Below are 10,285 nucleotides of genomic sequence, written 5' to 3' on the forward strand. Positions count from 1 at the left end.
ATCGTGCCGACCGGCTAGCGCCGCCCGGCCACCTTCTTGGTCACCGCCTGCTCGCGATAGCGCGCGCCGTAGGCCGGCACGTGGACCGGGCCGTTGTGCCGGGCGGCAGTAGTCGCGTTGCGCAGCGGCCGGGCCAACCCGGCGAACGAGGCCATGTCGAGCACCATCGGCGTCAGCAGCCGGTTGTGCACGAAGGCGAATGCGCTTCCGGTCGCTGGATCGGCCCATCCGAGCGTCCCGCCAAGGCCGATGTGGCCAAAGCCCTTGAGCAGTCCGGGAATCGGAGATTCGTGATAGCCGAGGTGGAAAGGCATCGGGACGCCGATGTTCAGATCCGGCAACGGCCTTGGCTTTCCGATCAGCCCCTGGACCAACTCGGCCGACAGATACTGCGTTCCGTCGATACTGCCGCCGTTGGCGATCGCGGCGTACATCTTGGCCAGACCGCGAGCAGTCACCACCCCGTTGGCGGCAGGCACCTCGCCGTCAAGGAACGGGATATCGCCTTGCACAAAGGATTTGATGCCGGGAAAGAACATCGCCCCGAACGCACCGGACAGCGGTAGCCCAGCCACCCTCGGCGCGACGAAGTTGAACACCGGGTTGGTTCTTGTGCTCTGCGGCGCGAGGATCTGCGCGACCTTGGTCGGCGCACCGGCAGGCGGGCGGCCAAGGTGCAGACCGTCGGTGTTGAGTGGACCAGCGACCTCCTGACGGATCAACTCGCGCATGCCCATTCCCGTCACCGATCGGGCGAGGCCCGACAGCAGCCATCCGTACGTCAGGGCGTGATACGCCGGCCAACCCCGAAGGTGATCCACCGTTGCGGCGGCGAGCTTTTCCTCCATCAGCTGGTGGTCCAACAGTTGGTCCTTGGTCACGCCCTTCAGGTGCGAAAGGCCCGCACGGTGCCGCAGCACGTCGCGCACGGTGATATCGGCCTTACCGTTGGCGCCGAACTCCGGCCAGTATTCGGCGACGGGCTCGTCATAGGACAGCAGGCCGCGGTCGACGAGGCGGTGGATGACGGTGGCCGTCACACCCTTGGTCGCCGAGAACACCATCGCGCCGGTATCGGCCGTCCACGCCTGAACACCGTTTCGGTCCGACCACCCCGTCCAGACGTCGACAACAGGCCGCCCGTCGATGAACACCGACAGCGCCCCACCGCCGAACCGGCGCCCGGGAAACAAGCCGTTGAACGCCCGAACGACGTTTCCGAAGCGCGGATCCGCAGCTCCCTGCACTCCACCAGGAAGGCCTTCGGAGGCCCGAAGAAGCGACGCCTTCGTCATGAAGCCAACTTTGCTGCGCCGCACGACGACGCGTGTGCGGAATGGTGAAATCGCACGCTTAGCCCGGAGGTGGTGACGGCGGCGTGGTGCTTGAACTTATCGGTGGACCGAAAGCGGGCCGCACGACCACCTTGGTCGCCTGCGCCTTCAGCTGCGCGCCCGGCGGTCCCGCCAAGGTCACATCCTTCATGATCCTGGCCTCGGTCCCGTGCACCGTGAAGTCGCCGATCTGGGGCTCGTGACCACCGGTCACCTCGTATTCGATGCGTAACTCGTCAGGCGGCAACGGATGCCGTCCGATGTATTCCGGCTCGATCGTGTACGTGTAGGTGCATCCACCCTGCGGCGGACAGTCCTGCGCCGTCACCGTGACGCCGATGGTGAATTCCCTTGGCGTTGGCACTTTCGGCGGCGGCGGTGGAGGCGGGGTACGAGCGGTGGGCGCGGGCTGCGAGTGGTTCCCGAAGATAAACATTGACGCGATGCCGATCCCGCCTGCGAGCATGGCGAAGATCGCCACCGCCGCGGACCATCGGCGCACCACGTCAGTCCAAGTACGTTCGCTCATCCCCTGCCCTACCGGTCGGTCGCAGACCTCACTGTGCCAACTATCGCGGTCGCAGGCAGGAGCTTACGTAGGTTTTCGCCGATCGCGTCAGTGTTGGGGCCGACGCCGCCGGCCCAGGACGATGGTCAGGACGATCGCGCCGAGACCCAAGGCCGCCACGATCGCCGCGGTGACGATGAGTGTGATGTCTTTGCCGCTGAGACCGGTGGGAGACGAGTCGCTCACCAATTGCAAGTCGTAATCGCCCGGCAGCGGGCCTTCCGCAGGCGCCTCCATTCCCGGGAAACTCTGGGTCTTGTGCACCTCGAATTGCTGTGCGCCGGTTTCGGTCTGCTTCCATTCACCCCAGGCCGGCGTGACGCCGTCGAGAAGAACTTTGTGCTCGCCGCCGACGGCCGGGTCGGGACCGACATCGACGATCTTCTGCACCCGGATGGGCCGGTAGGTCGCGTTGGTGTACTTGACCTGAACGGGAACGTCGGTGAGCGTCCGCACCGGCGGCGGTGGAGGCGGAGGCGGCAGCCCCGGTCCTGGGAAGTACCCGCCGCCGAAGAAATTGCCAACGGCGACGTCGATGGGTATGCCAAAAGCGTTGAGCCGCAACGCCGTGAAGTTGTACGAGCCGAGTTCGCGCACTTCGGTGACAATGCGTCCCAGCGGCGGAATGAGCAGTATCCGCGGCACGCCCGCAAGTTGATAGACCAGCTGCAGCGGCTCCGGGTACGGGTTGAAGATCAGCGGACGGTAGTACATGTCGTACTGCACCCAGGCCGGCTGCCATTGCAGGACCGGACGATTCGCGGCGGCCAGGCCGGCGTCGGCGACGACGCTGGTCGCACCGCCCGCAACCGGGTCCGCCGCGGGCACGACCAAGCTTCTGAGGCGGTCAATCTCGCTCTGCGGCGCCGGTTTCGGGTTCTCTTCGACCGGGACGGCCTGCTGGGCTAGCTTGACGTCCTGCGGTGCCGCCTCGAGCCTTTCCGGTTCCGCGAGCTTGGTGACTCCCGCAGCCTCTTCGCCGGTTGAGGGCTCGGGCGTTCCACCACCAGCGGTCGTATCGGGATCGCTCGGTTGCGCCGAGGTGTTGCCCTCGGTCGACTGGCTTGTGCTCGAACTGGGTGCCGTCGTCGATGGCACCAACGCCACGCTCGGCCCCGTAGATGTCGACGTCGCGGTCGTGGTTGCCGTCGAGCTTGCCGGCACTGTCGGCGCGGTCGTCATCACCGTCGTGGCAGCCGTCGTAGGAGCCGTCGTGGTCACGTCGGGAGCTTCAGTCGTCGTCACCGCTTCCGGCTGCGTCGTAATCTCCGGAGCAGCAGTCGTCGTCACGATCGCGGGCGCCTGCGTCACCACCGGAGCCTGGGTCGTCTGGGTGACCACCGGAGCCTGGGTCGTCTGGGTGACCACCGGCAGTTGAGGGGCCACAGTCGTCGGAATCAGCTGCGGCGCTTCGGTCGCGGTGGGGACCTCTTCCGTCACGACCTCTTCAGTCGGAACGACTTCGGTCGTCGTCGTCTCGATCAGCGGCTCCGCCAACGCCGGGACAATTCCGGCGCTGAGCGCGGTCAACGAGATGGCCACGCCGGACACCGCCACGACTGTTACGCCGCGGACACGCCAAAAGGTAAGTGGTACAAGCATGATCGGTCACTCATCACAAACATGGTTCATGTCGGTCGGCCTGGAACAAGTTGTTGGCGACGCATTCCCCGGCGTTGCCGACAACGAGCCCGCGAACCTGCCAATACAGGTCCGTGGTGGCTCTCGTCGCGAGCCGCGCGGCGAGATCGAAATTGTTGATCGGCGGATTCGTTCCCGCGATCTGGACGATGCCGCGAGAGGTGTCCCACGCATCCTTGTTCAAGGTCGAGTGGCACTCCGCGTAGCCGGGCGGCGGACCACTGGGCGGACACCCCGCCAAGCGGTCCTCATGGCTGCCACCCAAGTCCAGGGAGAAGAACCCGCTATGCAGCCCGGGCGGCAGCGCGGCCGGATCGCAGTTGGGCATCAGCGGCGGCGGCATCCGCTCCAGCTGGCCGACGGCGATGTTGTCCTCAACCCAGTCGGTGTGGGAATAGAAGTCCTGCAAGGCGTGGGCCAGGCCGCCGAACGCGGCGCGGGCCGACGGGCCATCCACGAGGTCGCTGCCACCGGGGCCGGTGGGGAGCGCGCCGCTCAACACGATCGGTATGAAGAAGTTCCACGCCTGCTGCGTACGGGCACAGATGTCGGCCGGATTCCTCGCGTCGTCGATATGCCGGAACTCATCGCTGAAGAACGCGTCGCTACCCACTACGCCGGCGCCCGGTGGGGGACCGACGAATATCTGGAGCATGGCGGTGTTGTCGACCCCGACGGGCGTCAGCGCATCGCGAGTGATGCGCTCGTGGTTGAAGATGTAGAACGCCTGGGCCTTGGGGGCGAGCACTCCGCAGAGTGCGGCAACAGCCGTCACCACCACGACAGCGACTGACAGGCCCAATCGGGGTCGGCGGGACACGAACATGAGAACCCCCTTCAACCACGCGTTTCCCCTTACGCGCTGGATCGTCGAATTGTCGCAGCGTCGGCGGGACAGCATCCGGGAATCATCAAATTCAGCAAATTTAACGGCCGGCGCGATTAAGCACAGCGTGGGGGTATGCCGCGGCGCCGTTGCAGTATCAAGGGGTAGCCAAGCTAGGTACCGACTCTGACCTCACAGCCACGCCCCGTCGAGCGGCAAATGCGTGGAGGCATCAATAGCAAACACGGCACCGGCCGGGCACCGATGGTGAAGACTGTGAATCTGCTGGTTCACCGCAGTTCGCAGGAGGCGTAGTGGAGGCAACGCCGTTCGGCCGATACCAATTGACCGAGTTGTTGGGCCGCGGCGGTATGGGCGAGGTCTGGAAGGCCTTCGACACCGCGACCCAGCGGGTGGTCGCAGTAAAGGTGTTGCCCGCGCAGCTGGCCGCCGACCCGGTATTCGAGCAGCGATTCCGGCACGAGGCCTTTGCCGCCGCGGGACTGAACAACCCCCACGTCGTCCCCATCCACAACTTCGGTGAGATCGACGGCCGGCTCTATGTGGACATGCGCCTGATCGAGGGCCAAGATCTCGAGCACGTCCTCGCCGACGGTCCGCTCGATCCGGGCCGGGCGGTGAAGATTGTCGAGCAGATCGCCTCGGCGCTCAACGCTGCGCATCGAATCGGGCTCGTGCATCGCGACGTCAAGCCCTCCAACATTCTGGTCGCCGAGGATGATTTCTCTTATCTGATCGATTTCGGGATCGCCCGCGCAGCGGGCGAGACAAAGATGACCGCGACGGGCAACGTGGTCGGCACGTGGCCGTATATGGCTCCCGAGCGGTTTACCACCGGTCAAACCGATTCCCGCTCGGACATTTATGCGCTGACGTGCGTGCTGTATGAGTCGCTGACGTCCAGTCGGCCTTTCCCCGGCGACAGCGTCGAGCAGCAGATCGCCGGCCATCTCACGACTCCCCCACCGCGACCATCGATTTCGCGGCCGGACGTATCGCCCGGACTGGATGCGGTGATCGCCGCAGGCATGGCCAAGGATCCCGACGAGCGCTACAGCACGACCATCGAATTGGCCAAAGCGGCCCGCTCGGCCATCGCCACTGCCGCCCCCACGCAACCGTCACTGCCCGACCCGATGCACACGATCGCCGCAGCCGCACCGTCGGCGCCGACGCAGGCCCGTGCAGCCGAGCAGGTTGAGGTAACCCAGCCGCCCACCCAGGCCGGGACGCCAGACCACGTCGAAAAGTCTTGGGCTCCAACGCAAGCGCGGCCGCCCGAGCAGGTCGAGCAGGCTTGGGCATCCACGCAGGCCCGTCCCGCTGAGTCCGATCACGGCGCACCGGACCAACCGCCGGATACCGAGGCGCAGCCATGGCCGTGGTGGCGCCGCACGGCCGTGGTGATTCCCATCGCCACCATCCTGATGGTCGGCGCTCTCGCCACAATCCTGGTCGTCATCAGCGGCAACGAATCCGCCCCACGCGCGACTGGGCCTCTCGACGGCCGATTCGCCGTCGAATTCGCCGCGCCGACAGAGCCCAGCGGCCAGCCGTACCCGAACGCGTCGGGAGGAAGCGAGACGTGGGTGATCGAATCGGCCTGCCGCGCAAGTGAATGTGTGGCAACCGCATCGAAGGTCGACGGAAGTCAAACAACAGCAACGACATTGGTACTCGACGAGATCGACGGCCGGTGGGTGGCGGTCAGCGCATCGCCGGGAACATGCCAGAACGCCCCAACAGAGTACTGGGAGACGATGTCGTTGCAGTCCCAACCCGACGGAACGCTGAAGGGCGAGTTCGTTGTTCGATCGACGACGGAATGCAACCGCAATCAACAGGTGACCTTCACTCGCACAGGAGATGTCGAACAAGGAGAATCGGTTCTCGACCCGCAAGGCCAGCCGCCTCGGGTGACGTCGCCGGCGCAGGGGCTGCACGGCCGGTATCAGGAGACCGACACGTATGTCGACGGCGGTCGCAGCGCCGATGTGAACTTCGATATACAGACGTACTGTCTTCGCACTGGCGAGCGCTGCCTGAGCTACTGGCTGAACCCCGACGACGCCAAGATTCTGCTGTTTTCGCAGAACCAGTGGGTTTTGGCCAACACGTCATCCGACTCCACATGCAAAAACGGCGGCCCTGCCCATCGCGAGATCAGCTTGCAGTATCCGCTGCCACAGCCGGCGCAGGATCCCATCACTCTGCTTACCGGACGGGGCCATTACACGCTGACCGGCGGGTGTCCGTTCAGCAGCGACTTCGACTCTCGGGTCGCGCGCACGGGGAACTAAACCAACCCGGCGGCGAAAGTCGCGGCCTGGTCGGTCATTCCCGGCACGTATTGGTGGTGCGCGGCCCGGTTGTCCAGGTCGCCCTCGCCGCATATCGGATCGGTGGCGTTGCACAGGTCGATGGTCTTGGCGCCGAACACCGGACTCAGTGCGTTCAGCGGGCCGAGGATCTTGCCGAGCGGGTTGCCGAACACGGCGACGGCGGCCACGTGGTCGGCGGCATCGGCGGGCAGCGGCGCCGCGACGGCGGCGAGGTCGAGGCCGGGTACGGCATCCAGACCCGGTATAGCACCGAGGCCCGGTATGGCACCGAGGCCGGGAGCGACGCCCCCCATCAAGTCGATGACGGCAGCGCCTTGCGAGAAGCCGCCGAGGACCAACCTGGTGGCCGGGCAGTTGGCGACCATGTACTGGACGTGGTTGTTGGCGTCGGCAGCGCCTTCGGCGGCCCGCAGAAAGTTCATGGTGGCGGCATAGTTGACCGCGTACACCCCGACCGATCTGCCGCCCACCTTCGCGCGCAGGGAGTCGATGAAGGCCTGGCCAACCAGCCCAACGCCGGGCGGGTCGCCGGTACCGCGGGCAAACACCACCTCGATGTCGGGGCACGGTTGGGCCGCGGCGGGTGGGCTGGCTAGGGGCGCGATCATCACGGCGCCGGCCGCGATGGTGGCGGCGCAAAGCCGAAGCGCGATGCGACGTGGGCGTGCCACGCCAGTGGTCACCCGACGATGGTAGGCAGCCGCCGTCGCGCCGGGGGCTCACTTCACCGGATTGCCGTCGTCGTCCCAGTTAGCGGCGACCTTCTTGCTGGGCTGCACGCGCGGTGGCTCACCCGGCATCTTCGGGTAGCTCGGCGGATACGGCAGATCCCCGAGTCCGCGCTCTTCGTCGGCCTTGACCATCTCGAGCAGCGGTTCAAGCGACTGCGGGTTCGAGTCGATGTCAGCCCACGGATCAGGCCGCCCCGCAACGAAATCCGGCACCGTGGCGATGGTGTAGTCGTCAGGGTCGGCGTCGCGCAGCTCGTCCCACGTCAGCGGCGTAGATACCGTCGCGATCGCCGTCTTGCGCGCCGAGTACGCCGACGCGAACGTGCGGTCACGCGCATTCTGGTTGTAGTCGATGAAGAGCCGCTCGCCCCGTTCTTCTTTCCACCACGACGTCGTCACCGCGTCCGGAGCACGCCGCTCGACCTCGCGAGCCAACGCGATTCCGGCCCGGCGCACCACGATGAAGTCCCAGTCGGTCTTGATCCGCACGAACACATGCACACCGCGGCCACCGGACGTCTTCGGGTAGCCGACCAGCCCGAGCTCGTCGAGCAGCGGTTTGAGCACGTCCACAGCGACCGACCTGGCTTCCTTGAAGCCGGTGCCCGGCTGCGGGTCGAGGTCCACACGCAGCTCGTCGGGATGTTCGGTGTCAGGGCAACGCACCTGCCACGGATGCAACGTGATCGTGCCCATCTGCGCCGCCCACGCGATCGCAGAAGGATGCGTGACCTTGAGGGCATCCGCCGTGCGGCCCGACGGAAATGTCACCTCGCAGGTCTGCAGATAGTCGGGATGCTTCTGCGGAACCCGCTTCTGATAGATCTCCTCGCCGTCGATGCCGTCGGGGAACCGCTGCAGGTGCGTGGGCCGGTCGCGCAGCGCAGACAGCATCGGGCCACTCGCGACCGCGAGGTAGTACTCGAACAACTTGCGCTTGGTGCCTTCGGATCCCAGCTTCGGGAAGTACACCTTGTCCGGGCTCGTCAGCCGAACCTTGACCCCGTCGACATCGAGTTCTTCTGCAGGCGTTGGCATTTCAAGACTCCAATACGTCGTACAGGTCGTAGTTCAACGGCACGTCCAGCTGGTCGAAGGTGCAGCTGTCCGGATCCCGGTCCGGCCGCCATCGCACGAACTTCACCGCGTGACGGAACCGCCTGCCGTGCACGGTGTTTCCCTCCATCTGGTCGTAATGCACTTCGCACACCTTCTCGGGCTGCACCGGTATCCAGCGCTTGTCGGCCGCCGAGTTCCACCGGCTGGGCTCGCCGTCGACGAGGTCATCGCCGGTGCGCAGTGGCTCCAGATCGGCCAGCAGCTTGAGCCGGTCCTTGGCGGTGAACGACGCGGCGCCGCCGACCATCTGCAGTTCACCGTCGTCGCGGTACAGGCCGAGCAGGATCGACCCGACGCCCTCGCCGCTCTTATGGATGCGGTAGCCGATGGCCACACAGTCGGCGTCGCGGGCGTGTTTGACCTTGACCATCTCCCGCTTGCCAGGCAGGTACGGCCCGTCGAGCCGCTTGGCGATCACGCCGTCGAGACCGGCCCCCTCAAAGGTGTCCAGCCACTGCGCGCCCAGCTCGGGATCCTCGGTGGTGCCGGTGACGTGGCACCACTGTTTGTGGTTGATCGCTTCGGCCAGCGCTTGACGACGGACGCGGAACGGCTCCTTGAGCAGCGACGCGTCGCCGGTGGCCAGCGCATCAAAGCCGATGAAGTGTGCGGGCGTCTGCTCGGCGAGCATTTTCACCCGGCTGGCGGCGGGATGGACGCGCTGCGACAGCGACTCCCAATCCAGCCGGATCCGGCCGCCGATCTCGCGTGGCACCACGATCTCGCCATCAAGGACACAGCGCACGCTCGTTTCATCGCGCAGCGAGTCCAGCAGCTCGGGAAAGTAGCGGCCCAACTCCTTGCCGTTGCGCGACTGCAGCACCACATCGTCGCCGTCGCGGAACACCAGCGCACGGAAGCCGTCCCACTTCGGCTCGTAGGACCACACTCCCGCGTCGGCAGGAACTTTCGTCTGGGCTTTGGCGAGCATCGGCTCTAGCGGCGGCAGCACGGGGAGGTCCACGGTTTCCATACTCACGTAGACCGCCGAGCCGGGGCAATGTCATCGGTGTGATCGGGCCGGCCCAGTGCGTATAGGCCTTCGGGGCCAGGGAGCGAGCATCGGCACCTTCTGCCGGTATGCGGCATAGTGGGCGCCCAGCGTCGCCATCAAGTCGCGCTCCTCTAGCTGCAGCGCGACCAGAATGTAGCCGGTCGTGGCCGATGCAAACAGCAGGCGCCCGGCCGTCATCGTCGGCGCAGCCCAGAACGCGATGAGGAACCCCAGCATCAGTGGGTGGCGCACCACTCTGTACAACATCGTCACTCGGAATCCGGTGTCGGCTTGGGGCTGTGCGCGCCAAGTGGCGACGACCTGACGTAGCCCGAACAGCTCGAAATGGTTGATCATGAACGTCGCGGCGAGCACGATCACCCAGCCGAGCCAAAACAGCGCCCACACGGCCGACCGCGCAGGTGAGTACGTCACATCCCAGACGACGGTCGGGATCGCGCGCCACTGCCAGAACAGCAGGGCAAGAACAAGACTCGCTAGCAAGACATAGGTGCTGCGCTCGACTGGCTGCGGTATGTAACGTGTCCACCACCGCTTGAACGCCGGGCGCGCCATCACACTGTGCTGGACGGCGAACAGCGTCAGAAGCGATAGGTTCACGGCCAGCGCCTGGCCGAGCGACGCGTCAACAGCGTTGTCGACACTTCGCGGCACGACCACATCGCCGACGAATCCGATCGCGTAGAGG

Annotated in this window: 9 protein-coding genes; 1 reads left to right on the forward strand and 8 read right to left on the reverse strand. The window is 65.9% G+C overall.

The window, feature by feature from the left end; all coding sequences use genetic code 11:
• Positions 1-14: 14 nt before the first annotated feature.
• From VFH65_RS11965 to VFH65_RS11980, 4 genes are all read right to left on the reverse strand, one after another.
• Positions 15-1,295, reverse strand: coding sequence for a serine hydrolase domain-containing protein (locus tag VFH65_RS11965; protein ID WP_353321689.1), 1,281 nt, complete (start codon positions 1,293-1,295; stop codon positions 15-17).
• Positions 1,296-1,353: 58 nt separating this feature from the next.
• Positions 1,354-1,863, reverse strand: coding sequence for a hypothetical protein (locus tag VFH65_RS11970; protein ID WP_353321690.1), 510 nt, complete (start codon positions 1,861-1,863; stop codon positions 1,354-1,356).
• Positions 1,864-1,950: 87 nt separating this feature from the next.
• Complete coding sequence (locus tag VFH65_RS11975) at positions 1,951-3,453, reverse strand: hypothetical protein (RefSeq protein ID WP_353321692.1); 1,503 nt, start codon at positions 3,451-3,453, stop codon at positions 1,951-1,953.
• A gap of 64 nt (positions 3,454-3,517) precedes the next feature.
• Positions 3,518-4,369 (reverse strand): hypothetical protein, encoded by an 852-nt coding sequence (locus VFH65_RS11980; RefSeq protein ID WP_353321693.1) that lies wholly within the window; start codon positions 4,367-4,369, stop codon positions 3,518-3,520.
• A gap of 314 nt (positions 4,370-4,683) precedes the next feature.
• Between VFH65_RS11980 and VFH65_RS11985 the strand changes: the two genes are divergently transcribed.
• Positions 4,684-6,690 (forward strand): serine/threonine-protein kinase, encoded by a 2,007-nt coding sequence (locus VFH65_RS11985; protein WP_353321695.1) that lies wholly within the window; start codon positions 4,684-4,686, stop codon positions 6,688-6,690.
• Here VFH65_RS11985 and VFH65_RS11990 read toward each other — a convergent pair.
• The 4 genes from VFH65_RS11990 to mddA form a co-directional block, all read right to left on the reverse strand.
• Positions 6,687-7,340: a cutinase family protein gene (locus tag VFH65_RS11990; protein WP_353321700.1), complete on the reverse strand. Its 654-nt coding sequence runs from the start codon at positions 7,338-7,340 to the stop codon at positions 6,687-6,689. The genes VFH65_RS11985 and VFH65_RS11990 overlap by 4 nt on opposite strands.
• A gap of 111 nt (positions 7,341-7,451) precedes the next feature.
• The gene (ligD, locus tag VFH65_RS11995) at positions 7,452-8,501 is read right to left on the reverse strand and encodes a non-homologous end-joining DNA ligase (protein ID WP_353321696.1); all 1,050 of its coding nucleotides are present in this window, start codon (positions 8,499-8,501) and stop codon (positions 7,452-7,454) included.
• A gap of 1 nt (position 8,502) precedes the next feature.
• Positions 8,503-9,555, reverse strand: coding sequence for an ATP-dependent DNA ligase (locus VFH65_RS12000; RefSeq protein WP_353321701.1), 1,053 nt, complete (start codon positions 9,553-9,555; stop codon positions 8,503-8,505).
• 30 nt (positions 9,556-9,585) lie between these two features.
• Positions 9,586-10,285: methanethiol S-methyltransferase (mddA, locus tag VFH65_RS12005; protein ID WP_353321698.1), on the reverse strand; the 700-nt coding region annotated here is incomplete at its 5' end.

Source organism: Mycobacterium sp., from assembly GCF_035697385.1.
Classification (GTDB): Bacteria; Actinomycetota; Actinomycetes; order Mycobacteriales; family Mycobacteriaceae; genus Mycobacterium.

Bases quoted from the DNA above. Each gene is read 5' to 3' on its own strand.
- VFH65_RS11965 (WP_353321689.1), bottom strand. From the start codon at position 1,295: ATGACGAAGGCGTCGCTTCTTCGGGCCTCCGAAGGCCTTCCTGGTGGA.
- VFH65_RS11970 (WP_353321690.1), bottom strand. From the start codon at position 1,863: ATGAGCGAACGTACTTGGACTGACGTGGTGCGCCGATGGTCCGCGGCG.
- VFH65_RS11980 (WP_353321693.1), bottom strand. From the start codon at position 4,369: ATGTTCGTGTCCCGCCGACCCCGATTGGGCCTGTCAGTCGCTGTCGTG.
- VFH65_RS11990 (WP_353321700.1), bottom strand. From the start codon at position 7,340: ATGATCGCGCCCCTAGCCAGCCCACCCGCCGCGGCCCAACCGTGCCCC.
- ligD (WP_353321696.1), bottom strand. From the start codon at position 8,501: ATGCCAACGCCTGCAGAAGAACTCGATGTCGACGGGGTCAAGGTTCGG.
- VFH65_RS12000 (WP_353321701.1), bottom strand. From the start codon at position 9,555: ATGGAAACCGTGGACCTCCCCGTGCTGCCGCCGCTAGAGCCGATGCTC.